The organism is Siphonobacter aquaeclarae (assembly GCF_900103285.1).
GTDB classification, from domain to species: Bacteria; Bacteroidota; Bacteroidia; order Cytophagales; family Spirosomataceae; genus Siphonobacter; species Siphonobacter aquaeclarae.
On record NZ_FNGS01000011.1, the window covers coordinates 35,440 to 59,925 of the forward strand.

Consider the following 24,486-nt stretch of genomic DNA (forward strand, 5'->3'; position numbering starts at 1 on the left):
TATTGCATAATTCCAATAACCAACCGGAAAAGATCAGGCCGTTCGTGTAAATCTTTTTATTACGCGCCCGACGGAACCTGTCAGCCCTTGCTGATCATGCTGACGCCGGTGATCAGGAAGACGGTACCAACGAGAAACGGAACCAGCGATTCCCACTGGGAAATCTTCCAGCCAAGGGTAGGTTTGCCGTCGTTGAGGAAGGCGACGCAGGCGAACAGGATAATGACTGTTCCGAGGATGGTAAAAAACGCGCCGAACGCACGCTTCATGGGGTTAGGAGTTACAGGTTGCATAGGGGGTTATCGTCGGTTATCGTTTCCTTCCAGCATGCCGAGGTAGCTGTGGTAGCGGCTGGCAGCGATGCGGCCTTCCTCCACGGCATCGCGCACGGCGCACGCCGGCTCGTTGATATGCAGGCAGTTATGAAAACGGCACTCATTCAGTAGTTCCCGCATTTCGGGAAAATAGTGGCTTATTTCGGCGGGTTCCATGTCGATCAGTCCCAGCTCTTTGATGCCGGGGGTATCGATCAGGAAGGTATCCGGCTCGATTTCAAACATTTCCGCGAAGGTAGTGGTATGCACGCCCTTGTTGGCAAACGTGGATACTTCGCCCGTTCGCAATTCCAGGCCGGGCGCAACGGTATTCACGAGTGTCGATTTTCCGACACCGGAATGGCCGGAGATCAGGGTAATTTTCCCCCGGAGAAAAGCCCGGAGTTCGTCGATTCCTTCGCCGGTAAACGCGGAAGTCCGGATGGTACCGTACCCCAGACCGGCATACAGATCCATGATCGGCTGATGCTGGTCGCGGCCTTCTTCGTCGAAAATATCCTGTTTGTGAAAGGCAATCGTCACCGGAATCCGGAAGGATTCGGCCGATACGAGAAACCGGTCGATGAAACCGAGCGATGTCCGCGGGAAATCCAGCGTCACAATCAGCAACGCCTGATCCAGGTTGGCTGCCAGCAAATGCGCCTGTGCGGTTTTGTGAACCGATGCCCGGGCGATGTAGTTTTCCCGGTCTTCGATCCGGTCGATAACGGCCGTGTTTTCGGTTTCGCTTTCAATTTCCATCGACACGCGGTCGCCCACTGCCAGCGGGTTCGACGTCTGCAGGCCTTTGATTTTGAATTTGCCTTTCAGACGCGCCTGCCAGATGTGGCCCTCCTCGTCCCGTACATCGTACCAGGAGCCGGTCGATCGTATGATTAATCCTTTTGCCAATGCTTATTCATCAAATGGGTTTCTGTCCAGGCGAGGATAGCGGCTGTCGCTCCACGTTGCTCCCGGACATAGTCGCGGCTGATCTGCGCTTCGCGGGCCAGCCGGTCGCCCGGAGCCGAAAGTTCGTCAAATATCTGCCGAAAAGCACGCGCATCGGCCACGGCATGCGCTGAACCCGCCTCCAGGAGGTCGAGTGCTTCCTGGAATTTGCGGTATTTTTTGTTTCCGAAGAAAACCGGCATCCCCCAGACGGCCGCTTCCAGGATATTATGGAGGCCATCTTTATACCCGCCGCCGATAAACGCATATTGTCCGTACCGATACAGACTCGCCAGCATGCCGACGTTGTCAATCCAGAGTATATCGGCATCCGCGACGGTCTCAGGCGTGGTTTCGGAGTAGCGGACGGCCCGGTAAGGCGTCTCGGTCATCCACTTCCGGATCTGCGCGGGGTTGATTTCGTGGGGAGCGAGAATCAGGCGAATACCCTGCCCCGGCAGGTCTGCCTCCCGGAGTACTTCCCAGTCTTCCGGCCAGAGCGAACCGCCAATCAATACCCGGCGGCCCGCAGCAAACCGTTCGGCGATTTCAATGGTACGGGCCTGCTCCGCTATTTCAAGAACGCGGTCGAACCGGGTATCCCCCAATGTCGTAACATTCTCAAAACCAATCGTTTTCAACAGCTCCTGCGACTGCCGGTTCTGAACGAATAAATGCGTGAAGCATTCCAGAATTTCCCGGTAAAAACCGCCGTTGCTTTTGAAAAAAATCTGATCGGGCCGGAAGATCGCCGAAAAGAGGATCGCCGGAATACCCCGCCGGCGCAGCTCTGCCAGGTGGTGGTACCAGAATTCATACTTCACCCAAAACACAAGATCCGGACGGATGGCATCGAGAAACTGCCGCGCTTTTGCCGGAGTATCGGCAGGCATGTACAGAACGTAATCGGCCTGGTCATACTGCTTCCGGAGTTCGTATCCCGAAGGAGAAAAGAAGGTGAGCACGATCCGCCAGCCGGGATATTTTTCCCGGAAAGCCTCCAGTACCGGCCGTGCCTGCTCAAACTCCCCGACCGACGCACAGTGAAACCAGGCTGTTTTCCCGGCTGCGGGTGGCAGCGAAGGCAGCGACTTCCGGCCTTCTACCCACTTCCGCGCCTTCGCATGGAAAAGCGAGGCCAGGTAAAAGCCGGGAATCATTAGCCGGATAGACAGGTTATAGAAAAAACGTTGCAACGTCAGCCTTTTTTGAAGGCGCAAAAGTAGACATTTGCGGCGGTAAAATTACGCAACCACATGACCTGGCATCCGCTTACAGACCTTTCCCAGCTGGAAACCATCAAACAGGAGTCGTTTGATCATCCGGTACTCCTCTACAAACACAGCGTCACCTGCTCGATCAGTTCGACGGCCAAGGCCCGTCTGGAGCGGCAGTGGTCGGCCGACGCCGGTATTGAGGCCTACTACCTCGATCTCCTCCGGTACCGGTCTGTTTCAAATGCCGTTGCGGAGGTATTCGGGATCGAACACGAGTCGCCGCAGGTACTGGTCATCCGTGACGGTGTGTGTGTTTACAACGAATCTCATTTTGCAATCCGGTTTGATGAAATCACGGAAGCGCTCGCCGGCTAGCGTCCGGCTACACTTTCCTGGTGAATTCCCTTCAGGTACGCCAGCGTTTGCCGGTACCTGATCCATTCGGTTTTGGCCGGGTTTTTACCCGTCACCAGATCGCGGAAGAAGCGAAAGGTAGCTTTGGCGCCGAAGGCCATCACCCGCCAGTAGTCGAGCGAATAGGGCTTTATCTGCATCATCCAGGCACGTGCGGCGCCGCTGGCGCGGCTGCGTTCGAGGCGGTAGGGTATCTGCCAGTTACGGGCAGGCGTCCAGTGCTGAATGGCGGCGTCGGGTTCGAACCAGAAGATACGGTCGGCCTTGTCTTTATTATCTTTATAAATCCGGAAAAAGAGGTCCGTCTCCTCTCCCATGCGCGGCATGCCGGTAGAATCGCCGCCCAGCTCGGGTGAAAACCCGCCATACTGCTGCAGGAGCGACCGGGCAATGCCCATATTTCCTCCCGCAAATCCGAACGGCGCCTGTTTCGCGGAAATGTACCCCGCTTCCTTTCGCCAGCTTCTCAGCTCAAAATCACGAATAAACCAGGCCGGAGGCTTGCTTTCATACCAGGGCTCGACAAGCCCGCCGACAGCCAGCGGTCGCGACGCATGGCGCAAGGCGCCCAGCATGCTTACTGCCCAGTCGGGGCAAACGCGTACGTCGTCATCGAGATAAGCCACGTAGTACCCCACCGCTTCCTGCCAGCCCCGGTTGCGGGCGTTGCTGCGCCCTGCGTTAGCCTCATAGACGTAGCGGATATAGGGATATTTCTGTTCGAAGACACGGACGACCTCCGCTGTATTGTCGGTCGACTTATTGTCCACCACAATGACCTCGAACTGACTTTTTTCCAGTGTCTGGTGCGTCAGGTCTTCCAGCGCCTTCCCGATCAGGTCGGCGCGGTTGTACGTGCAGATCACGACAGACATCGGCAGTTCACTCATGTAAATCCTTTCGTTTGAGGCCCAGGAGGCGGTATTTAACAAACATAACGAGCTTGATATACCGGTGGCGGACACCGTATTTCCAGCGACCGGCGATCAGGCGTTGCGTCGCCGGGTGAATCGTCCCGGAGAATCCGGCCTGGCGGATTTCGTCGACCGATCTGACATTCAACCGCCAGAACCAGTATCCGAAAGCGCCTGCGTACGGCTCCCGGGAGAGGTCCAGACCCAGGCGTTCGGCGACGGTAAAATACTCGAACAGCAGGGTTTTTTTGTCTTTCGTGACAAAAGCCGTCACCTGCTTATCATGGATGGATACGCCGACGAGCGCTTCCGGTACATACGCGGCTTTCCCGCACTTGCGCAGTACACGTACGTAAAATTCGACGTCGACGAGCCATTTGAGTGCCTTATCATATACTTCTCCGAGCGATTTCCGGAACAGCACCGTACTCGGCACTCCGACAAAATCCGCGGTGATGAGTACTTCCGGTTCGGTTACCAGCTGTGCCAACTGCACCGCCGAGGGCTTGTTGAGGCGTATCCGTTCGTCGGTACCCAATCGCCGGATATCCGTATTGGCGAAGGCGAAGCCGGCCTCGGGGTCGCGGTCGAGCGCGCCGGCAAGCAGCGCCAGGCTGTCTGGCCGCAGGAGCCAGTCGTCGTGATGCAGCACCAGAATATACTCCCCTTCTGCCCGGCGGATACCGGAGTTCCAGTTTTCGGGCGTACCCAGCGCCGGGTGGTTCCGGAAGTACCGCAACGGCAGGCGCGTTTTCCAGCGGACAATCAGCTGTTCGACGGCATCATCCGGCGAATCGTCCGTCACAAGGACATCGAAATCCGGGAAATGCTGCATTTCCAGCGACAAAAGTGCCCGCTCCAGTAATTCTGGCTGGCCATACGCGGGAATGCAGACGGAAAGTTTCGGCATAAAAATCGCCTTTTTGTTTGCGAAGTTATCCCCTCTACCCCCATCTCCCTACCCCGGGAATTGAAAAAATGGGTGTTATTTTGCGGGGGAATGCCGCGTAACGCGAAGGCATTTCTGTTTCTCAACTGCTTTTCCGGGGCTCCGGCCCCGCTTTCTGCTATGGCACTCTCGTTTCTGTCGAAGGTATTTCCTCCCTCCTGGATACCCTATATTAAGTTCATCCGGAAGCCCTGGAATTTCTATCTTCTGCAAAAAGATAAATTCAATTACGCAACTGACAAGCTTTATACCGAGGTCAATACTGATTTCAAGAAAGATCCCCGGTTCGCGTCAGCCTATCGCTGGGCCGAAAAACTCGGCGGCCCGCTTCTCCCGAAAACGGGTATGGAATGGCGGATATACCTGCTTTGCTGGGCAGCCGACCAGGTCCGGCACCTCCCGGGCGATTTTGTGGCCTGCGGGGTATTTTCCGGCTTTTGCGACCGCGCCATCATGGACTACATCGACTTCGGAAAAACCGGCAAGAAGTATTACCTCATGGATACGTTTCAGGGCCTGGACCCGCGGTACAGCTCCGACTTCGAAATCAAGCGGAACCATACCATGGGCTATGCCGAGGCGCAGAACCTGTACGATCAGGTGAAGGAAACCTTCCGGGACTTCAATGTACGCATCGTCAGGGGCGCCATTCCGGATACCCTGCCGGAAGCGGATACTGATCAGATCTGCTTCTTGTCGATCGACATGAACGCCGTCGTACCCGAAGTGGCCGCCATTGAGTATTTCTGGCCCAAGCTGGTACCGGGTGGTATCATCATCTTCGACGACTATGGTTTCCCGACCTGCGAAGCGCAGAAAGCAGGGCATGACGCCTTTGCCAAATCGGTTGGCCATACCATTTTCACCTCGCCGACCGGGCAGGGAATCCTGATCAAGCAGTTCTAGTATGTATGCACCTATCGCCCTCTTCTGCTACAACCGTCCGGATCACCTCCGCAAGACGGTCGAAAGCCTGCTGGGGTGCCCCGAAGCCGCTTTCAGTACGCTGTATGTGTACTCGGACGGGCCGAAAACCGAGGCCGACGAGCCCCTTGTCGCAGCGGTGCGGGACTATGTCAGGAGTATCCGCGGTTTTGATCAGGTACGATATGATTTCTGTGATACCAACCGCGGCCTGGGCGCGTCGGTAATACGGGGCGTGACACAGGTACTGAAGCACCACGACCGCATAGTGGTCATGGAAGACGACCTCCTCTGCACCCGCGACTACCTTCGCTTCATGAACGAGGCGCTGGAGTTTTACCGGCAGGATGTACGCGTATTTTCAGTATCCGGCTATCTGTATCCCATTGATATTCCGACCGATTACCCGCACGACGTTTTGTTGCTCGCCCGCGGATGCTCCTACGGATGGGGTACCTGGCCGGACCGCTGGGCCAAAGCCGATTGGAAAGTATCTGATTTCCGGGAATTCAGTAAAAACCCGGCAGCGATACGGGAGTTTAACCGGGGCGGCGAAGACCTGTTTCCCATGCTCAAAAAGCAACAGGCCGGTGTGCTCAATTCCTGGGCAATCCGGTGGAGCTATGCCCACTACAAAAACCAGGCCTATAACCTCCATCCCATTGCCTCCAAGCTGGAAAGCACCGGTATGGACGGCTCGGGCACCAATTTCGGGCGGGGTACTCACCGGTGGGACGTCTCCCGAATTGAACGGCCTACGTTTCTCACGCGGGCGGTTACGCCCGACGAAGGCATCCATCAGCGGCTGCGCGAGCATTTCCGCCTGAGCTGGATCCGGAAAATCATCAATTTCGTGCGCTTCGGCGTCCGTCCCTGACTACGAGCATGTCCCGATCTGTTACCTTACTCAGTACGTCCGACAACATGGGCGGCGCCTCCATCGGCGCTGTTCGCCTGCAACAGGCGCTGAGCCGGTATTCGGACTGGGACAGCCTGATTCTGACGCGGGAAAAGAATACGGCGAACCCCGCCGTATTGCCCTATTCCACCTCCGGAATCGAAAAACGCTTCGCGTTCGGCCGGTTTGCAGCGGAGCGTCTGTATCTCAAGGCGTTTGAGAAAGCGAAGGAACAGCACTGGGCGTTTGATCCGGCGCTTTTCGGCGCGAACCTCAAGCACCATCCGGCTATTACCGATGCCGACATACTTCACCTTCACTGGATTAATCACGGATTTTTGTCGACCCGCTCGCTGGCGGGCCTCGCCCTATTGGGAAAACCGCTGGTATGGACCATGCACGACATGTGGCCGTTTACCGGCGGCTGTCACCACAGCGGCGAATGCGAAAACTATACCGGAAGCTGCGGAAACTGCAAGTTCCTCCGGAATCCCTCTTCTTCCGATCTGTCACATTCCATCTGGAAACGAAAGGAAAAGGCGCTTGCTCCGTCGCGGCTGACGGCTGTCGCGTGCAGCGACTGGCTGGCTGGCAGGGCCCAACGGAGCGGTCTGTTTGGCGCGCGGAAGGTTGTTTCGATCCCGAATCCTCTTGATACAGAAGTTTTTACGCCTGTTTCTAAAGTCGCCGCACGACGGGCATTGGGATTACCGGAGGACAAACACCTGATTCTCTTCGCCGCCATGCGGCTTGATGCGCCGATGAAAGGCTTCTCTTATTTCCGGGAAGCCCTGGAACGGCTGGCGCAGCAGATCCCGGAAAGCCGGGAAAACACCGGGTTGCTGCTCTTCGGACAGTCAGATGCGAAGGATTTCGAAGGGCTACCCTACCGGGCGCATGCGCTCGGCCGTCTCTCGGATCCCCAGCGGATCGCGCAGGCCTACGCAGCCGCGTCGGTATTCGTGATTCCGTCTCTGGAAGAAAACCTCCCCTATACCATCATGGAAGCGATGGCCTGCGGTACGCCTGCGGTGGGTTTTGAGATAGGTGGTATTCCGGAGCTGATCGACGATGGGATTAACGGCGGACTGGCGACTTACCGCTCTGCCGAAAGCCTGTCCCGCAAAATTGCCGAAGTACTCTACTCCCCCGGCTACGACCGCCTGAGCGAAAATGCACGGGCCAAGGTACTGGCGTCCTACTCCGAGAAAGTCATCGCGGGAAGGTACGCGGCCCTGTACGAAGAAACCCTCAAGACATAGGTACCGGCAGAACCCGCCTTGAAAGGCCGCTACGTCTTTGCGGACTATGCTTCGGAGCATTTCCGGGCGCTCGACAAGCAGGCTGCGGGCGGATTATTCAACGTAACCGATCAGGGCGTGCTGACAGATAGCCCCGTAGCATTCGGGGAAGGCGAAAAACTTTACGTGGCCTCATTTTCGGAAATACGATCTGCTGTATACGGACCAACGCCGTCGAATCGGTCCGGAGCGGCCGTCAACATCCGGAACTGAATACACATAAAACACAAAACGAGGCTGCTCCTTCAAAGAGACAGCCTCGTTTTGCGTGTATCGGGAAACTATTCCTTCGGGATCATCAGATCGGCAATTTCCTGGGAAATACCTACGCCGGAGAAACCGCCGTCGTGGAAAAGGTTCTGCATCGTTACCGAACGGGTAAAATCAGAGAACAGTGTCACGATGTATTCCGCGCAGGCATCTGCCGAGGCATTCCCCAGCGGAGACATCTTGTCGGCATACTCATAAAACGCGTCGAATCCGCTGATACCGGTACCGGCAGTGGTTTTAGTCGGCGACTGGGAGATCGTATTCACCCGTACCTTTTTCGCCTTGCCATAGCGGTAGCCATAGCTTCTGGCGATGCTTTCAAGCATGGCTTTGGCCTGGGCCATATCGGTATAATCCGGGAACGACCGCTGGGCAGCGATGTAGCTGAGTGCTACGACCGAGCCGTATTCGGCAATCGCGTCGAGCTTTTCAGCCGTTTGCAGCATTTTATGGAGAGACAGAGCGGATACGTCGATCGACTTGAGGAACCATTCGTAGTTCAGGTCGCCATACTCGCGTCCTTTCCGGATGTTGGTACTCATACCGATGGAGTGCAGCACGAAATCTATCTTCCCGCCGAGCACTTCCTGGGACTGGGTAAAGAGTTTTTCCAGGTCGCCGACTTCCGTCGCATCGGCCGGGATGATTTCCGCTTCGCAGGTTTCCGCCAGTTCCTTGATAGCACCCATGCGCATGGCGATCGGGGCGTTGGTCAGGACAAAACGGGCGCCTTCTTCGTGCGCCTTCAGCGCCGCCTTCCAGGCGATTGAGTTGGCATCGAGTGCGCCGGAAATAATTCCTCTTTTTCCCTTAAGTAATCCGTAAGCCATGATTCAGTTCAAATTTGAAGTGACAGACCGCCGCCGGAGCAGCTGATCTGAGATTTGGCAGCAAAGTAAGAAGTTTTTTAGGAGAACCGGCAATTTCTCTTTCCTGCGGCCTGGTATTTCAGCCCTCGCCTTTTGCCGAATTATCCTTCCGGAAGTGATTGAGGATCAAATCAATAGTATCTTTGAAACCGAGTTTTTTGAGAATGTTCTGCCGGTGCGTTTTCACGGTTTTCGGGCTGATTTCCAGTTGCTCTGCAATCTGGGGGCCGGTATATTTCTGAACGAGGAGATCGTACACGTTCCGCTCCCGGCTGGTGAGATCATGTATGGGGAAGGATTCTTCCGTCATTGCTTCTACTGCCTTATGACTCAGGTGCCGGCCGCCCGCTACCACCAGCCAGAAAACACGCTCCAACTCCACGATGTCGTCGTCCTTGCAGACATAGCCGTTGACGCCGTGTTCAAACGCCGCCCGGATTGACTGCGGGTTGGCATCCATCGACACGACCATGATTTTTACCGAAGGATGGTGCTCCCGGACCCAGCGGATGAGCGACAATCCGCCTGCCATGGAAGGCATTTTGAGGTCCGTCATCAGGATATCCACACGGTGCTGGGCGATGACCTGTTTGACCTGCTCCACGTGCGTCGCGGTGGCTACCAGTTCAATCCGCTCCCACGTCGAAAGGATGCGGGCCGTTGTTTGTAAAAATAGCTTGTGGTCATCCGCAATGGCCAGGCGTTGGATCTTATTCATCGAGAGTTAGGTAGCGGCGAAAAACCGGAATAACAAGGAAATGCACATTCGGAAAACCAAATGCAATGCAAACTTATGATAATGGTATATTGGTCATAACATTTTGCTACTTTCCTTTTCTTTAAATGTGATATGCTTCCTGTTGAAATACTCATTCGTCCGGCTACAGAGTCTGACCTGCCCGGGGTACTGAACCTCTACCAAACGGCATTAGAGGACCCCGTCCTCCTCAGCGACGAAGCCGCGCTGGCTACGTTCCGGAAGATGCAGCAATACCCCGACTATACGCTTTACGTGGCAGAATCAGGGGAGGAGATCGTCGGTACGTTCGCGTTGCTCATCATGGATAACCTGGGCCATAACGGTGCCAAATCAGGGGTAGTGGAAGATGTAGCCGTCCTGCCCGAGCTCCAGGGAAGAGGCATCGGGCGGGAAATGATGGCATTCGCGCTGAACGTCTGCCGGCAGAAACACTGCTATAAAATGGCGTTATCGAGCAACCTCCGCAGGACCCGTACGCATGCTTTTTACGAGTCGCTCGGGTTCACCCGGCACGGCTTCAGCTTTGTTATGGAATAGGCAGGAGTAATCAGTCTGCCCGGCTGTGCAGCACGCCCGCCGAAACGGATTCCTGTTCCATCTCCTTTCTCAGTTGCGAAGACGTGAGGGTACTGCCATCGTGCGACCAGCCCGGAGGTGCGAACAGGTAGTTGAAGCGGTCTTTCCAGGATAATCCCGGCCGGCGCAGGTCATGGCCGATTTTCTTCCATTCGTCAAAGGCTACGTCGACAAACCGCTGGCTCGGCAGGGGTTTCGTCAGACCAAAACGGGTGGGATCTTCCTCCTTTTCTTCGGCATAGGTACCGAAGAGTTTGTCCCAGATAATCAGGACCTGCCCCATGTTTTTGTCGAGATAGGCAATGTTCGACGCATGGTGTACCCGGTGGTGGGAAGGTGTAACGAAGAATTTCTCGAAGACGCCGAGCTTTCCGACCGTCTCCGTATGCAGGAAAAACTGGTATGCCTGGTTAACGGCATAGATAAACATGATGTGGATGCCGTCGAACCCCACCATCGCCGCCGGAATGTAAAACAGGTACCGGTACAGCGGCTGGAACATGGACGACCGCAGCGCCACCGTGAAGTTGTACAGCTCGGCCGAGTGGTGATTGGAATGAACGGCCCAGAGGATACGGCAGTAATGCTCGGCCCGGTGAAGCCAGTAGAAACAGAAATCCTGCGCGATAAAGACACCCACCCAGGCAACAACCGGATGTTCCTGCCAGAAACCCCAGAACGGCGAGTGCATGGCAATGCCGTCGAGGATGAAGAACGTCACCCCTTTCATCAGGATGTCGACTACCATCCCGCCCAATCCGAGAAGCAGGCTGTTTTTTGTCTCCTTGAAATTGTAAAGTCCCAGCCGCTCCCGGTGAGAAATGTACAATTCGAGCAGAATAAAGAAAATATAGGTCGGTGTTGTGATGAGGGTGAAAATACGTTCCATGGCAGGGGGCATCAAATCGGTATTACCCCGCAAAAATGCAAAAAAACCTGCCTCGATGGAGGCAGGTTCCCGAAAGAAAAAGTAGTTAGTCGAGTTCGGCGAAGACCGGGCGGTGGTCTGACGCATACGTTTCGGCGATTACTTCATGTTTTTTCACCTTCCATTTCCCTCCGCGGGTGAGGATGAAATCGATCGTCTTTTTCGGTGTGATTTCCGGGATAGTGAACGGACAGTCCGTGCAGGTTGACGTAAATCCGGCCTTCAGGATGAGACCGAGCGCTTCGCTGTCCGGGGTATCGTTGAGGTCGCCGGCGAGAATAACCGGGCGCTTCTCCCCTTTCAACCGGCTGACGATTTCAGCGGCCTGAAGGTTGCGGCTCACCGGTCCGTGTTGCGCATCCAGGTGGGTGCAGGCCAGCAGGATGCTCTTTTTGCCGGAAGGCTGTACTTCTGCCAGGCCGAGTACGCGGGGTTCTCCGGGAGAAGCCGGATCGAGCGGGAGGGCAATAGTCTGCGGGTTTTTCAGTTCGTACCGGGAAAGGATCGCGACGCCATACTCCCCGCCGTCGTGGTTGATGGCTTTGAAAAAGGTATGGTGCAGGGATGTCAGCTCGCCGAGTTTCGCGGCTTCATCTACCGAGCCGGAGCGCCGGGTGTTGACATCTACTTCCTGCAGAAACACGATATCCGCTCCCGATTTCCGGATCACTGACGCGATTGCTTCCAGATCTATCACCCCGGCTTTCGAAGGCGGGTTCGCGTGGTGAATGTTGTAACACAGGATCTTTTGGGCAGAGAGGTCGCGGCAAAAGAAAAGAGCCGCCAGCAGGAGGAATTTTTTCATTCTGGGTAATCAGGTTTCAGCCTTTACGTGGAGTATTCCGGGTTGAGAAGAGCAATCGGGCCGTACAATACTCCTTCGCCAGCAAAAGTACCGACCGGACGCTCTGTCTCAACCTGGAATGCTCAAGTCTTAACAGAATGGTAATGGGCAGAGGGCATGGGGCGGGGCGTCGCAGAGACGTAGCTCTCCCCCCGGTGGTTGAGCTACGTCGAAACCTCCGGCAGCCGCCCCTTTTTCATTCCTGAACATGTCTGCCACGCTGGTTTCGACGGGGCTCAACCACCGGCTATTGCGCAGAGGGCAGGGAGCAGAGGGCATGGGGCGGGGCGTCGCAGAGACGTAGCTCTCCCCCGGTGGTTGAGCTACGTCGAAACCTCCGGCAGCCGCCCCTTTTTCATTCCTGAACATGTCCGCCACGCTGGTTTCGACGGGGCTCAACCACCGGCTATCTCCCCAAATCCTAAACCCCAGACTGAAAACCCCAAACTGAAAACTGAAAACCCAATCCCCCCTACTCTCCCAGCCCAAACGCCTTCCTCACTTCCTCATAATTGCGGAAGTCGACGTTGATGCGGCCGTTGGTCAGCACACTTGCCGGAATAATCACCACACGGGTAGAGGCAAACGTCTCCGAACCACTCCCTGCAACCCGGGTAACGTACAGCAGCGGCGTGCTGGTGGCGGTCGCCTGTACATAGGTGCGGTACTCTTTCGAGCCGCCGGCGGTGGTACCCGGAAGCGAGTACCAGTAGCCGTTTCCGGGGTTGACGTAGGTAAAGAACGCCGACCCGCTCAGTTGCGCCTGCGTAACCCCTGTCAGGCTGTAGTTGATTTCTGATCCCGAATGGGTCTTGGAGCCGAAGGTAATCTGGATGACGTTGGCGTTTCCGGCAGGACCGGCAGGGCCTTGCGGACCCGCAGGACCGGCAGGGCCCGCAGGTCCTGTTTCACCGTCTTTGCTGCAGGCGGTTTGGAACAACGGGAGAAGTACGAGCAGATAAACACAGAGGCGTTTCATATGAAAAGGTAGTTGAAGGTTGATTGATGGGACAAAATTGCCTTCACTTTCCTTCTCCCGAAATCCCCAATATTCACGACAACCGGATACGAAAAATGCGGAGGTATTCCCCCGCATTTTTCGTATACCGTCACTTTTTCAAGTTCAAATAAGCATCAGCGGTCTGACAGGCAGACTACTTTCCCATCCATCGTTGTCACCACTACCCGTCCTTTACCCATCGGGGTAATGCCGCTTACAAGGGCGTTGGAGACCTTGTGCTGCCAGCGGGTTTCGCCGGTTTTCCGGTCAATGGCCGATACCAGACCGGAATTGGAGGGCACGAATACCAGACCGTCCTGCTCCACGATCGCCGTCGGGCAAATTTCATAAGGCAACTGCAGCTTTGTTTTCCAGGTCAGTTCCATGTCCGGTGCGGTGACAGATATGCCGTAAACTTTTCCTTCCATCGTCTTGACGTACACGAGCGAACTATCCGCCGACAGCCCCATCGATTCACGGACGCGTACGTCGGGTACCTGTTTTCGCCAGATGACGTTTCCGGAGGTGGCGTCGAGGGCCGTCATGTACCGGTCCGGGGCAACCAGGAAAATTCTTCCGTTTGCGCCCACCGGGAAGCAGGCCGCCGGAGAGTACATCCGGTTGGCCGCGCCGCTGCTCCATTTCCAGGAAAGCGTACCTGTCTGCAGGTTGAGGGCATAGAATTCATTGCCCCAGGCACCGAAGCAGATATTTCCGCGGTAAATCAGCGGGCGGGTTACGACGAAACCCTTTACTTCTCCGAAATCCCACAGAAGCTTTCCGGAAGCCAGATCGAAGGCACGAAAATGTCCGTCCGAACCGCCAACATATACCCGGTCCTGCTCAATCACCGGACTACCGACCGCGGCGCGGCCGGTTTCAAACTTCCAGACCAGCTTACCGTTTTTCCGGCTGACACAATAGATGAACCGGTCGCTGGAGGCGATGACGACGTATTTTTTCGACGCGGCCGGGGTGGCATATACCTTTCCGGCGGTCTGAAACGCCCATATTTTCTTTCCTTTAGCAGACAGTGCGTAGAGTACACCGTTTGTATTGGAACAGAAAATGCGGTCGCCCGAGACGTCCGTTCCGGAACCGATATCGCTGTTATCCTGATACGTCCAGACTTCCTTCACATTGGCAAAACGCTGGTTCACCGCATAAGACGGCCGGAAAAACTTCGTCGTATCCTGTGCAAAATGATGGTTGACGAGTGGTATCGTTGCCCAGCGCCGGAGGTGGTCGGTAGTAGGTGTTTTTTCCTCGAATACAGCCTCGCCGTTTGCTATCGTCACGATGTTGTATCCGCCGAGAGCGGCTTTGGCCCGGAGGTTCGACCGGCCCATGATGCCCGGCACATGTTCAAAATCGTATTTCGTATTCGAGTGTCCGTGGCCGCATAGGATCAGTTGTACATTGTATTTTTTGACGCGGTCCAGGGCATCAAACCAGTTGTTGAGCGATGAATCCTGCGGATAATGGTTCAGGTAAATCAGCGGCATATTCCGGTCGGGCAGCGCGGCCAGGGTACTGTCGAGCCAGACGAGGTGCTCGCGCGGCACCTGCCCCGGCCCCATGCGCATGTTCGGGCCGGAGGCCGTCGCTACGAACGCATATCCACCGTATTGAAACGAAAACGCTTCACTGCCGAAAAGGCGCTTGAAGGTATTGCTGCCGCTCTCCGACCAGTTGGCGTCGTGGTTACCGGGGATGGCATACCAGGGCTTTTGCAGGCTGTCGATGATGGATTTGGCCAGTTTCAGCTCCGCGTCGGAGCCGAACTCGGTGATGTCTCCCGTGAGTACGACAAACTTCAGATCCGGGTTGGCATTGATGTCTTTGACGGTGTTCCGGAGATCGTCGGCGCCGGTCGCGCCGCCCACGTGGAGGTCGGTTACGAATGCAAACCGGAACGGCTGCTGGGCAAAGGCCGTCGTCGTCCAGAAAAGGAAGAAAAAACCGAAGAGGTGTTTCATGACAAGCGGATAGCCTTGCGGGTTTTCAGTTTACTGTTTTCGGTTTTCAGTTCTCCACTCCGGAGACAAAACCGAAAACCGAAAACAGTAAACCGAAAACCCAGCAAAGCCGTTTTCTATTGCCAGCCCGGATTCTGCTTCAACTCGAAGCCGGCGGCTTGATAAAGTGTAATCTGATCGAGGGGCAGCGGTGAGAGGTAGACTTTCGGGTCGACAAACAACCGCTGCGATTCGGGTTTCGGAGCCGGAATGATGTACCCTTCCGTGGTACCTTCGATAATGGCGTCGGTATTGGGGTAGTCGGCTTTTTTGATCCAGGCGCCGCGGTTGATGGTGAAATTCACCTGGGTGTCGGAGTAGTTCAGTTTCTTCCAGCGGATGAGGTCATCCCAGCGGAAACCTTCCATCATCAGCTCGATGCGGCGCTCGCGGCGGATTTCCCAGATCAGGGACGGCACGGAGGCATCGCGGGCCGGGTCGTCATAGGCAACGCCTGCCACCGCCGGCTGTCCGCCTACCACCTGCAGATCAGGCAGTTGAATACCCGGGCGCTGGCGGAGCTTGTTGATCGACTTGTCCAGATCTGCCTGCGTCAGCGTACCAAGTTCGGCACAGGCTTCGGCGTAGTTCACCAGTACTTCGCCGTATCGGATCACCGGGGCATCGGTCTGGTTAAGCGAACCGCTGCCTTCAGGAAGTTCCTTCGTTTCCTCGTTCAGAAACTTCAGCGTGGCATAGCCGCTGGTCGAGAAGTTGGAGGCATACTTGCTGATGCGCAGCTCGCTGACGACAGTCTGAGTCAGGCGCGGATCGCGGTCGGCGATGACATTGGCAATGCCCTTATCTCCTTTGTACAGCTTCGAAACACCGATCGGCAGGCCGTCCTTGCAGAGGTAGGATTCGATGGCATTCCGTGAGACGCCTGTTTGCGGCTCCTTGTTGTTGTAGCTGTTCAGGCTGTGCGTCAGCATACCGGTTTCATACTTCCGGTATAGGATCATTTCTTTGGAAGACGCCAGGCTCAGGGAGTTGAACATCGAACGGTAGTTATCCGTCGCCGCATACCGGGCCGACGTAATGACCTCATTGGCAGCCCATTTGGCCGCTTCGAGGTACTTCGTGGAGCGGGCCTGGTCCTGCGTCTGGTACTTCTGATAGGTACCTTCGTAAAGCATGATCCGGGACATGAACGCCTGAACGACGCTTTTGTTGACGGTAAGGCCTTTTTCGCCGTCGTCCGCCCGTACATTGGCGGCGGCATACTGCAAATCGGCCAGTACGCTGTCCATGACCATCGCCCGCGGATCACGCGGCTTGTACATTTCCTTCACGTCGCCTTCAGCCAGCGCTTCGCTGTACCAGGGCACATCGCCGAACTGCTTCACGAGGCCGTGGTATTCCAGTGCGCGGAAGAACCGGGCTACGCCTATCCAGTGGCGGGTGGCCTCGGCCTCCATCGGTACGCGCTGAATCCGGTTGCGGAACAGGTTGGCCTTCCGTATCCAGGCGAACGACCAGCCGCCGCCGCTGGCGGGTACATTTTTGGTAAACTGCGGCGGAGCAGACGGCGCGAAGTCGTCGTTCAGGCTTTGTCCGGAGAAGTACCTGCCCCAGGTAAAGCCGGAACCGTATCCATCAAAATAATTGGTATAGAAGCCCCAGGCAAAAGTCCGGACGTTCTTCTCGCTGTTCCAATAGGTATCATCCGACAGCGCATCCTGCGGCGGTCGGGTAAGAAAGTCCTCCTTGCAGCCGAGCATCAGCAGCAACGAAGCGGAGAGGATATAGGTGAATTTTTTCATGACCGAATCAGAATGAAAGTTGGAGACCGAAGGAAACCGTTTTGCGGTAGGGATATACCCGGCCGAAGGTGGCCGCCGGGCTCGACGGCGTCAGGAATCCTACTTCCGGATCGATGGGAATCGACAGGTTGTCGAATGTGAGCAGGTTTTCACCGTTGGCATACACACGCAGCTTGGCGATGCGGATCTTCTCGGTCAGGGTTTTCGGGAAGGTATAGCCGAGGCTTACGTTCTTCAGTCGCAGGTAGGCCATGTTCAGCAGGTACTTGCTCTGAATGAGGAAGTTCTGGGTATTGTTGGACTGACCGGTGTTGGTTGCACGCGGGTAGAACGCATTCGGATTCTGCTCGGTCCAATAGTCCATCTGGTGCTGATACATGGCATCGCTCGGGTTGAAGCCCGGGATGAAGATCGCGCCCGACGGCCACATCTGCCGGCTGCCTACCCCCTGCCAGAACATGTTGAAGTCGAAGCCTTTCCAGTCGGCGCCCAGGCGCACGCCGTATTGATAGCGGGGCGTGGTATTGCCGATAACCTTGAGGTCGCCGTGGTCGGCAAGGCTGCTGCTGCCGGTAAAGACCTGCCCGTCGCCGTTGAGGTCCTTGTACTTCACGTCACCCGGGCCATAGAAGAACCAGCCGGATTCGTGCTTGGCCTGCGACGGGATTCCGTCTTTCAGGATGTAGTGCCCGCTGGCGTCGGTAAGCAGTTTCCCGGAAGCATCCTGCTGAAAATCGTTTTTGGTGAAGAAACGGTCGGTTTCATATCCCCAGATCTCGCCGAGCTTTTTGCCGGAGTAGTTTCCGTTGACGAGGGTTCCTTCAAACTTGGTGATCTTTTCCTGGAAATCGGAAAGCGACACGCCGAAGTTGACATTCAGGCCATTGGAGAAGCCGTGGTTGTAATCCACCGAAAGTTCCCAGCCCTCGGTCATCATCGCGCCGTAGTTCCGCTTCGGAGCCGTTGCCCCGAACGTACTCGGCAGCAGAATACCCGAGGTAATCATGTTGGACGTCTTCCGTTGGTACCAGTCGAACCCGATGTTCAACCGGTTGCTGAAGAGCCGCGCGTCAAAACCGAAGTCCAGCGTACTGATCGTCTCCCAGGTCAGGGAGCCGGGTACCAGTGCCGGCGTGTTGACGGTCAACATATTCGTACTGCCGATCCACCAGCCGGAGTTGGAAGAAGACATCGTCGGGCGGAAGGTCGTGCTACCCACGTCCGTATTCCCGAGCGAGCCCCAGGATCCTCTCAGTTTCAGGTTGTTCAGTACCGACGACAGCGGCTTCATGAACGGTTCTTCCGAAATCACATACCCGGCAGATACCGACGGGAAGAACGCCCACTGGCTATTGGATGGGAAAAACGACGAGCCGTCATACCGTCCGTTCAGTTCGAGCAGCCATTTGTCTTTCCAGGAGTAGTTGATCCGTCCGAAGAAACCTTTCGTCGCCCACTGACCCCGCGAACCGTCTACATACTGATCGCCGGTGGCGAGGGGCAGCTCACCCATACCCATGTCGAGCAGGTTCCGGCGTTCGGAGCTTTGGCTGTAGTAGGAGTAGGCGTCGACATCCATCCCCGCAATTACTTTCAGGGAATGCTGGTCGAAGCCCTTTTCGTACGTTCCGAAAGCCTTTACCGTATGGAGTTCATTCCAGTTGGAGCGGTATACCACGCGGTCATACGACGCGCTGGCGTATGATTCATACTTCAGGGGTACGCCGTTCCATTGGTTCCAGGCCGATACCGTTCCGCCAACGTCGCGGACATGGGTATTGGTATTGGAATAGGTATAGTTGGCGTTGAATGTCAGGTCTTTGGTGACGTGGATCGTACCGCCGACTGTCGCCCGGATGAAGTTCGACTGCGTATTGATCATATTCGCCTGCTGTACTTCGGTGACAGCAGAGCGGAAAGGCTTGCCCTGGTAGGTTCCGTACGGGTATACCTTGTGCCAACGGTAGAGGTAGTACAACGGATCGTAGGTTGTACCGCCAAACGAGAACGGCGTTTCGAAGACACTCTTCGAGAACATGATCTTTCCGTTGACATCCAGCCACTTGTTAACCGCCGTATTGATGCTGAAGGTACCGTTGTACCGGTCAAACTTGTCGGTTTTGTCCTTCAGAACGCCCTGTTGATTGAGGTACCCGAGGCTCAGGTTGTAGCTCGTCTTGTCGTTGCCGCCGCTGACGCCCAGGTTGTGGTTCTGCTGCGGAGCCCATTTCTGCATGTACATCGCTTCGGCATCCCAGGGGCGGTAGAAGTACAGGCGGCCGTCCTTGATTTCAAAGTCGCGGCCAAGCTCCATTTCGTTGCTCAGCTTCTGATTGCCGTAGGTCGATTGCCAGTCGCGGATTTTCTGGATACTCTCGTCGGTAAAGTACATTCCGACGGTTCCGAAGGTAGTAGCGGCGGGGTTCGAGCGACGTGCAGCGGCCAGCGCATACTCCGGTCCGGCAGCCGCATCGGCGATTTTCGGTGTGGTCGTCGGCGTACTGAACGAGTAGTTGTTGGAGTACGTAACGACGCTGCGGGCGTTTTTCTTCCCGGACTTGGTGGTGATGAGCACTACGCCCCAGGCCGCACGGCTGCCGTAGATCGATGTGGAAGCGGCATCTTTCAACACCGAAATCGACTCAATATCGTCCGGGTTGACCATCTGAAGGCTCTGGATTTCGACGTTGTCGACGAGGATCAACGGCTGCGCGCCGTTCCCGGCGTTGAGCGACCCGGTCAGACCGCGCAGGCGGATCTGGGGATTGGTGCCGAGGTCGCCGGAGGTCGTCGAGATCGTCAGACCCGGTACAGCGCCCTGAAGGGCACGACCGGCGTCCGTCACCGGCCGCGATTTCATCGTTTTGTCGATTTCGACGGTCGAAACCGCGCCGGTCAGGTTGGCGCGCTTCTGGGTACCGTAGCCGACGACAACCACTTCGTCGAGCCCTTTGATGTCTTCTTCGAGGATCACCTGCATGTCTACGCGGGTGCCGACGACGAGTTCATGCGGTTTGTATCCGATGAATGAAAAGGTCAATACATCAGATTCTTTAACGTCGACGAGGGTAAACTCCCCGTTCTGATCGGTCAAAGTCCCGCGTTTGGTGCCTTTCACCGTCACGCTGACGCCCGGCAGTGCGCCACCCTTGTTGTCAGATACCTTTCCTTTGATCCGGACGGCGGGCGCGGCTGTGAACGTCGGGGTTACCAGCTCTCCGTTCCGCTGAAGCTGCACCGCGGCCACAGCGGGTTCCCGTCGTTTAAAAATGACTATACTGTTATCGGTTTCACGGTAAGCGTAGGGGGTTGAGGCAAGCAGGGTATTCAAAACCTGGTCCAGACCGGCGTTGGTAAATGCTCCGGCCTGAATGCGGATCTTCCTTAGTTCGTTGTTGTTGTAGGTGAAATCAATGTGGCTGGCTTTCCGGATTTTCTCCACTGCCTTTTCAAGGGTGGCATCCCCTATTTCCAGCGTCACTTTCCTGTTGGTCAGGCGTTGGCTGTATCCGTTTTCGGCGAGCAGGCTCCCCGCGGCGGTCAACAGCATCCCAAACGCAATCATTCCAACCCTCATGAGTCTGAATAGTTTTGTACTGTTTTTTCTCATACATTTAAGCATGTTTAATAGGGTTTATTAAACACAGCAGTGCCTCCGAGTCCGCTGATCGCCAAATCGTGAACCGGAAAATGCTGCGTACTTTTTGGGGACTGTGCCTGGTTCGAGCAGGCATGGTCCTTTTTCGTTTTCGGTTTTCTGTTTCGGGTTTTCAGTTGATCCGCTCGACAAACAGAAAACCGTCAACTGAAAACTGAAAACCGGGTTTTCAATGGCACCCCGTGCCCGAAATACTCACCTCCTTTCCCTGAATGTGGTAGTTAATTCCCTGAATATCCCGCAGCAGGTCCAGCACCTCGGTCAATGACTGGTGGGTGTTGAAGACGAGGCTGCTTTCGCACCGGCTGAAGGTCTCCCGGTCAAAAACAAGCGTTACATCGTAGGCTTTTCCGATCGCCAGGGCGATGTCTTCGAAGCTGACAGACCGGAGTACCACGTTTCCCGATTGCCACTGCACGGTTTCCTCCGCTTCCACGCGGGTTTCCACCGTTTTCCGGTCGGTCTTGGAATAGGTAATTTCCTGGTCCTTTCCGAGGATGGCGAGGGGTTTGTTGCCTTCGCGGACGGCCACTTTCCCGGACACCACCGATACCCGGATATTGGAAAGCTCACGGTAGGCTTTCACCCGGAACGTAGTACCGAGTACGCGGGTCTGAATGACGCCGGCGTGTACCACAAACGGCGCCGTTGTATCATGGCGGACCTTGAAAAAGGCTTCGCCGTCTTCCAGAAATACTTCTCTGTTTTGCCGGAAATCCTCCCCATAAGTAAGCCGGGTAGCGGCATTGAGCCATACTTCCGAGCTGTCCGGGAGAATGATATGGCGTACCTGTCCGGCAGGTACTGCAACGGTCTCAGCCGTCGCCGGGCGGCGGCTCAGCAGCCAGGTCGCCCCCACTCCGCCGGCTACCAGCGCCAGCGACGCAGCCACCAGCGCCGGCCGGAAACGCCGGACCTTCTTCTCCCGAAACCCCAGTGTGTCATGTATCCGGCCCAGAATTTCCCTGCGCACACCGTCGGGCGGCGTATGGCCGGGTTCTTCCAGTCCGAATTTTTTATAGAGATCTTTTTTGTCCATTCAGCGGCCATCAGCCCTTTTCAGGGGCATTTGGTATCATGACGGATAAGGTCTGATCCGGTACCAGACGCCTACGCACTTTTTTCGAAAAAAAATCAGAGAAAGGAGGTAAGTATTTAGTAATCAATAGATACCGGCACAAAAAAGAAGCGCCAGGCTATGCAGGTACAGCTCTTTGGCGCGCAGGCGCTCCAGGGCGTTGTGGATCTGGTTCTTAACCGTCTGGGGGGAAAGCGAAAGCTGATCGGCGATTTCCTGAGCGGAAAGCTGTTCGTCGCGGCTCAGCAGGAAAATCTGCCGCATCGCTGCCGGCAGGTTGTCGATCTCGGTCATCAGCCGGGATTCCAGCTCCTGGTAGGCGATGACATCGTAGGCGCTTTCGGAGGTTTGCTCCAGTTCGCGCAGGAGTGCCTCCTGCATGCGGGTATGTACGGCGCGGCGGCGCACGATATCGATGAAACGGTTGCTGAGCGTTGTGTACAGGTACCCGGCGAAGGACGTATGAATGACCAGCGTATGCCGGCGGTACCAGATGTCAACAAACACATCGTGGACCAGATCCTTGGCCTGCTCGTGGTCTTCCAGCTTCCGGACAGCGATGGTATAAACAGCGTCCCAGTACCGGAGGTACAACTCGTCAAAAGCCACGCGGTCGTCGTGAACTTTCAAGCGGTCGAGTAGCGCTATGTCCGAAAGCTGTTTCAAAGAAGTATCGTGCTGGTATGCGGGCCCGTTGGGATACGCTAACTTAGAGAAGACTACGTGTATTTGCAAACAAAAGTGGCAACATCCCGAAAATATACGACATAATTCCTATGCTCATTTCGACAAAAACCTAATAAAAAACTGAAAAACAGCCGTTTTCCCGACTGTTTTTCGTTTTTAAAAAATGCAGAAAGTTGCAAAAACCGGCTATTTCTTGCTGGAAAGGTCCATGATCTCCACTTTGCGGAAATCGATGGGCTGTCCTTCGCTTTGAAGCGCGATAAAACCTTCTTTCAGGATCTTGCCGTCGATCTTCTGAGCGGGATCAAAGCGGTTGGCCACGCCTCCGCCGATCTGCGGCTTGGCGTATTCCAGTACCTTTTCTCCGTTGATGATGTGCGTCACGAGGGAGTCGCCCAGCACGATCAGCTCCGCCCGGACCCACTCATCCTTTCCATATGTTTTGGATTTGGAATCGATGCAATGGCGGGTATCCAGCTTGCCTTCGTATACGATGTTGGTACCCGGGGAGCACATATTGCCGGTGGGTCGGGGTTTCCCGTCGCCCAGACCGGCCAGGAACTGCATCTCCACCGAGATCGGCCAGTCCTGCTCCTTCGGCATTGTCCGCGGATCCTGGGAATGGAACATAAGGCCGCTGTTCAGAATCGTGTACGACGGAGCATCCTTCCGCCATTCCCCCGTAAACCGGTATTCGACTACCAGGTGATAGTGCGAAAACGGCGTTTTGTAATACAGGTGTCCATAGCGTTCGTTGAATTTATCATACTGATCGTAGCGTACTTTGATCATACCGTCTTCCACCCGGAAGGTCTGCCCGTAGTTGTCGTTTACGTCGTGGTGGTGAATTTTGACGATCCAGTCATTGATATCCTTTCCGTTGAAAAGCGATACCCATTTCCCCTTCGGGATTTGTGCGGAAACAGACTGAAAACCAAGGCAAAAGGCAAGCAAAACGCCAATCCGGCGAGAAGAGAGCGACATAGGAGTTAGCGAGGTTTGGAAACGAAAGCGGAAAGGTAAGACCTCGCTGCCAATTTTCCAGCCTTTCGCCGGCGCCCCTCCGAACGAAACGCTCATTTCCCGAAAGACTTGGCACAGATCGAACATTCCCTTTATTTTTGAGCAGAAACCACTGGTGGTTTCGCGTCACCGATATCAATCTGTCTCATGCAAAAGGTATATTTAAGTGATTCCGGTCCGAAGGTGTCGGAAGCGATTTACGGATTCTGGCGTTGGGAAGACAAGGGAACAGACACCCTGAAGACAATGGACCGCGTCGTCAGCCTTTGCCTTGAGCTGGGAGTCAACACGTTCGACCACGCCGACAGCTACGGCAATTTTACAATCGAAGAATCCTTCGGGAAAGTCATTCAGCAGAAATCCATCCGGCGGGAAGACCTTGTGCTGTTCAGCAAATGCGGCATCCGCCGGTCACCCTCCGGTGTGACCTATTTTGACAATTCCCGCGAGCATATCCTCCAAAGCGTCGAAAGCTCGCTGCGGAAGCTGAAGACCGATTACCTTGATATTTTCCTCCTCCATCACCTCGATATGCTGAGTAATCCGGAAGAAACCTCCCGGACGCTCTCCGAACTCGTCAGTTCCGGCAAAGTCAAGCACCTGGGGGTCTGTAACTTCTCGGTATTCCAGCACCAGCTGCTCGAATCGCACCTGCGCCGGCCGATCGTTACAAACCACATCGAACTCAGCCTCGACAATACCTCCGCGATTGAAGACGGCCGTCTGGATTTTATCAAGCAGCGTTTCAGCAAACCGCTGGTCTGGGCGCCGCTGGCCGGTGGAAAAATCCTCAACGGTACCGACCCGAAGTCGGCCATTCTCCGGGCCCGCCTCGAAGAAATCGGCCGGAAACACGACGCAAATGTTGAGCAGGTGGCCGTTGCCTGGCTCTTCCAGCTGGGAGCGCTGCCGCTGATCGGCTCACTTTCCGAAGACCGCATCCGCAACGCCGTCACCGCCGCCACGATCCGCCTCTCGCAGGAAGACTGGTATGAGTTGTATGAGTTGGCGCTTTTGAAGTAGCAGGGGGCAAGGGTTTTGGGGGCTATAAGCTTTATGCCGTAAGCTATAAGCTGTGTAATCCCGACCTTCTCTCGCGTTGCCTGAAGCTTAGAGCATATAGCCTAAAA

23 protein-coding genes are annotated in these 24,486 nt (G+C 55.6%); 7 read left to right on the forward strand and 16 right to left on the reverse strand.

Features of this window, described 5'->3' with window-relative positions; translation table 11 throughout:
• Positions 1-80: 80 nt before the first annotated feature.
• Genes BLR09_RS23090 through BLR09_RS23100 form a run of 3 tightly spaced genes read right to left on the reverse strand, consistent with a single transcriptional unit; the run spans position 81 to position 2,461 of the window.
• Positions 81-269: a hypothetical protein gene (locus BLR09_RS23090; RefSeq protein ID WP_093208249.1), complete on the reverse strand. Its 189-nt coding sequence runs from the start codon at positions 267-269 to the stop codon at positions 81-83.
• Positions 270-299: 30 nt separating this feature from the next.
• Positions 300-1,226, reverse strand: a complete 927-nt coding sequence (gene rsgA, locus BLR09_RS23095; protein ID WP_093208252.1) for a ribosome small subunit-dependent GTPase A — start codon at positions 1,224-1,226, stop codon at positions 300-302.
• Positions 1,211-2,461: a 3-deoxy-D-manno-octulosonic acid transferase gene (locus tag BLR09_RS23100; protein WP_245690005.1), complete on the reverse strand. Its 1,251-nt coding sequence runs from the start codon at positions 2,459-2,461 to the stop codon at positions 1,211-1,213. Before BLR09_RS23100 ends, rsgA begins: the two co-directional genes overlap by 16 nt.
• A gap of 60 nt (positions 2,462-2,521) precedes the next feature.
• Between BLR09_RS23100 and ytxJ the strand changes: the two genes are divergently transcribed.
• Positions 2,522-2,857, forward strand: a complete 336-nt coding sequence (gene ytxJ / locus BLR09_RS23105) for a bacillithiol system redox-active protein YtxJ (RefSeq protein WP_093208258.1) — start codon at positions 2,522-2,524, stop codon at positions 2,855-2,857.
• Here ytxJ and BLR09_RS23110 read toward each other — a convergent pair.
• Complete coding sequence (locus BLR09_RS23110; RefSeq protein WP_093208262.1) at positions 2,854-3,786, reverse strand: glycosyltransferase family 2 protein; 933 nt, start codon at positions 3,784-3,786, stop codon at positions 2,854-2,856. The two genes, ytxJ and BLR09_RS23110, sit on opposite strands and share 4 nt — an antisense overlap.
• Positions 3,779-4,720, reverse strand: coding sequence for a glycosyltransferase family 2 protein (locus BLR09_RS23115; protein ID WP_093208264.1), 942 nt, complete (start codon positions 4,718-4,720; stop codon positions 3,779-3,781). Before BLR09_RS23115 ends, BLR09_RS23110 begins: the two co-directional genes overlap by 8 nt.
• Positions 4,721-4,879: 159 nt before the next feature.
• On the opposite strand from BLR09_RS23115, the gene BLR09_RS23120 reads away from it, so the two are divergent.
• The 4 genes from BLR09_RS23120 to BLR09_RS23135 are packed head-to-tail and all read left to right on the forward strand — an operon-like array spanning position 4,880 to position 8,095.
• Positions 4,880-5,665, forward strand: a complete 786-nt coding sequence (locus tag BLR09_RS23120; protein ID WP_176785646.1) for a TylF/MycF/NovP-related O-methyltransferase — start codon at positions 4,880-4,882, stop codon at positions 5,663-5,665.
• A 1-nt stretch (position 5,666) separates the two neighbouring features.
• On the forward strand, positions 5,667-6,560 hold the full coding sequence (locus BLR09_RS23125) for a glycosyltransferase (RefSeq protein WP_093208269.1): 894 nt from the start codon (positions 5,667-5,669) through the stop codon (positions 6,558-6,560).
• An 8-nt stretch (positions 6,561-6,568) separates the two neighbouring features.
• Positions 6,569-7,843, forward strand: coding sequence for a glycosyltransferase family 4 protein (locus tag BLR09_RS23130; RefSeq protein WP_093208272.1), 1,275 nt, complete (start codon positions 6,569-6,571; stop codon positions 7,841-7,843).
• Positions 7,844-7,861: 18 nt separating this feature from the next.
• Positions 7,862-8,095, forward strand: a complete 234-nt coding sequence (locus BLR09_RS23135) for a hypothetical protein (RefSeq protein ID WP_093208274.1) — start codon at positions 7,862-7,864, stop codon at positions 8,093-8,095.
• 68 nt (positions 8,096-8,163) lie between these two features.
• Here the strand turns inward: BLR09_RS23135 and BLR09_RS23140 are convergent, their stop codons facing one another.
• Both BLR09_RS23140 and BLR09_RS23145 read right to left on the reverse strand, forming a co-directional pair.
• Positions 8,164-8,982: an enoyl-ACP reductase FabI gene (locus BLR09_RS23140; protein ID WP_093208277.1), complete on the reverse strand. Its 819-nt coding sequence runs from the start codon at positions 8,980-8,982 to the stop codon at positions 8,164-8,166.
• Between the two features lie 118 nt (positions 8,983-9,100).
• A complete protein-coding gene (locus BLR09_RS23145) occupies positions 9,101-9,739 on the reverse strand; it encodes a response regulator transcription factor (RefSeq protein WP_093208280.1) in 639 nt (212 codons plus the stop codon).
• A 132-nt stretch (positions 9,740-9,871) separates the two neighbouring features.
• Between BLR09_RS23145 and BLR09_RS23150 the strand changes: the two genes are divergently transcribed.
• Entirely contained in the window at positions 9,872-10,318 is a 447-nt protein-coding gene (locus BLR09_RS23150; protein WP_093208283.1) for a GNAT family N-acetyltransferase, read from the forward strand.
• A 10-nt stretch (positions 10,319-10,328) separates the two neighbouring features.
• Here the strand turns inward: BLR09_RS23150 and BLR09_RS23155 are convergent, their stop codons facing one another.
• The 9 genes from BLR09_RS23155 to BLR09_RS23195 all read right to left on the reverse strand — a co-directional run bounded on the left by BLR09_RS23155 (position 10,329) and on the right by BLR09_RS23195 (position 23,317).
• Positions 10,329-11,246 (reverse strand): sterol desaturase family protein, encoded by a 918-nt coding sequence (locus BLR09_RS23155; protein ID WP_176785647.1) that lies wholly within the window; start codon positions 11,244-11,246, stop codon positions 10,329-10,331.
• Positions 11,247-11,331: 85 nt separating this feature from the next.
• Entirely contained in the window at positions 11,332-12,090 is a 759-nt protein-coding gene (locus BLR09_RS23160) for an endonuclease/exonuclease/phosphatase family protein (RefSeq protein ID WP_093208288.1), read from the reverse strand.
• Positions 12,091-12,601: 511 nt separating this feature from the next.
• A complete protein-coding gene (locus BLR09_RS25610) occupies positions 12,602-13,108 on the reverse strand; it encodes a hypothetical protein (protein WP_093208291.1) in 507 nt (168 codons plus the stop codon).
• Between the two features lie 155 nt (positions 13,109-13,263).
• On the reverse strand, positions 13,264-15,108 hold the full coding sequence (locus tag BLR09_RS23170; protein WP_093208294.1) for an outer membrane protein assembly factor BamB family protein: 1,845 nt from the start codon (positions 15,106-15,108) through the stop codon (positions 13,264-13,266).
• A gap of 116 nt (positions 15,109-15,224) precedes the next feature.
• Positions 15,225-16,910: a RagB/SusD family nutrient uptake outer membrane protein gene (locus tag BLR09_RS23175; protein ID WP_093208297.1), complete on the reverse strand. Its 1,686-nt coding sequence runs from the start codon at positions 16,908-16,910 to the stop codon at positions 15,225-15,227.
• 7 nt (positions 16,911-16,917) lie between these two features.
• Positions 16,918-20,487 carry a SusC/RagA family TonB-linked outer membrane protein gene (locus BLR09_RS23180; RefSeq protein ID WP_176785648.1) on the reverse strand — a complete coding sequence of 1,190 codons (3,570 nt, stop codon included), beginning with the start codon at positions 20,485-20,487 and terminating at the stop codon, positions 16,918-16,920.
• A gap of 250 nt (positions 20,488-20,737) precedes the next feature.
• Positions 20,738-21,607: a FecR family protein gene (locus tag BLR09_RS23185; RefSeq protein WP_093208303.1), complete on the reverse strand. Its 870-nt coding sequence runs from the start codon at positions 21,605-21,607 to the stop codon at positions 20,738-20,740.
• Between the two features lie 123 nt (positions 21,608-21,730).
• Positions 21,731-22,312, reverse strand: a complete 582-nt coding sequence (locus tag BLR09_RS23190; protein ID WP_176785649.1) for an RNA polymerase sigma factor — start codon at positions 22,310-22,312, stop codon at positions 21,731-21,733.
• A gap of 207 nt (positions 22,313-22,519) precedes the next feature.
• Complete coding sequence (locus BLR09_RS23195; RefSeq protein ID WP_093208308.1) at positions 22,520-23,317, reverse strand: 3-keto-disaccharide hydrolase; 798 nt, start codon at positions 23,315-23,317, stop codon at positions 22,520-22,522.
• Between the two features lie 186 nt (positions 23,318-23,503).
• Here BLR09_RS23195 and BLR09_RS23200 point away from each other — a divergent pair, with 186 nt between their 5' ends.
• Positions 23,504-24,379, forward strand: coding sequence for an aldo/keto reductase (locus tag BLR09_RS23200; RefSeq protein ID WP_093208311.1), 876 nt, complete (start codon positions 23,504-23,506; stop codon positions 24,377-24,379).
• Positions 24,380-24,486: the final 107 nt, after the last annotated feature.

Bases quoted from the DNA above. Each gene is read 5' to 3' on its own strand.
- BLR09_RS23185 (WP_093208303.1), bottom strand. From the start codon at position 21,607: ATGGACAAAAAAGATCTCTATAAAAAATTCGGACTGGAAGAACCCGGC.
- BLR09_RS23120 (WP_176785646.1), top strand. From the start codon at position 4,880: ATGGCACTCTCGTTTCTGTCGAAGGTATTTCCTCCCTCCTGGATACCC.
- BLR09_RS23130 (WP_093208272.1), top strand. From the start codon at position 6,569: ATGTCCCGATCTGTTACCTTACTCAGTACGTCCGACAACATGGGCGGC.
- BLR09_RS23090 (WP_093208249.1), bottom strand. From the start codon at position 269: ATGAAGCGTGCGTTCGGCGCGTTTTTTACCATCCTCGGAACAGTCATT.
- BLR09_RS23180 (WP_176785648.1), bottom strand. From the start codon at position 20,487: ATGAGGGTTGGAATGATTGCGTTTGGGATGCTGTTGACCGCCGCGGGG.
- BLR09_RS23150 (WP_093208283.1), top strand. From the start codon at position 9,872: ATGCTTCCTGTTGAAATACTCATTCGTCCGGCTACAGAGTCTGACCTG.
- BLR09_RS23195 (WP_093208308.1), bottom strand. From the start codon at position 23,317: ATGTCGCTCTCTTCTCGCCGGATTGGCGTTTTGCTTGCCTTTTGCCTT.
- BLR09_RS23200 (WP_093208311.1), top strand. From the start codon at position 23,504: ATGCAAAAGGTATATTTAAGTGATTCCGGTCCGAAGGTGTCGGAAGCG.
- BLR09_RS23175 (WP_093208297.1), bottom strand. From the start codon at position 16,910: ATGAAAAAATTCACCTATATCCTCTCCGCTTCGTTGCTGCTGATGCTC.
- BLR09_RS23155 (WP_176785647.1), bottom strand. From the start codon at position 11,246: ATGGAACGTATTTTCACCCTCATCACAACACCGACCTATATTTTCTTT.
- BLR09_RS23170 (WP_093208294.1), bottom strand. From the start codon at position 15,108: ATGAAACACCTCTTCGGTTTTTTCTTCCTTTTCTGGACGACGACGGCC.
- BLR09_RS23140 (WP_093208277.1), bottom strand. From the start codon at position 8,982: ATGGCTTACGGATTACTTAAGGGAAAAAGAGGAATTATTTCCGGCGCA.
- BLR09_RS23110 (WP_093208262.1), bottom strand. From the start codon at position 3,786: ATGAGTGAACTGCCGATGTCTGTCGTGATCTGCACGTACAACCGCGCC.
- BLR09_RS23115 (WP_093208264.1), bottom strand. From the start codon at position 4,720: ATGCCGAAACTTTCCGTCTGCATTCCCGCGTATGGCCAGCCAGAATTA.
- ytxJ (WP_093208258.1), top strand. From the start codon at position 2,522: ATGACCTGGCATCCGCTTACAGACCTTTCCCAGCTGGAAACCATCAAA.
- BLR09_RS23145 (WP_093208280.1), bottom strand. From the start codon at position 9,739: ATGAATAAGATCCAACGCCTGGCCATTGCGGATGACCACAAGCTATTT.
- BLR09_RS23125 (WP_093208269.1), top strand. From the start codon at position 5,667: ATGTATGCACCTATCGCCCTCTTCTGCTACAACCGTCCGGATCACCTC.
- BLR09_RS25610 (WP_093208291.1), bottom strand. From the start codon at position 13,108: ATGAAACGCCTCTGTGTTTATCTGCTCGTACTTCTCCCGTTGTTCCAA.
- BLR09_RS23160 (WP_093208288.1), bottom strand. From the start codon at position 12,090: ATGAAAAAATTCCTCCTGCTGGCGGCTCTTTTCTTTTGCCGCGACCTC.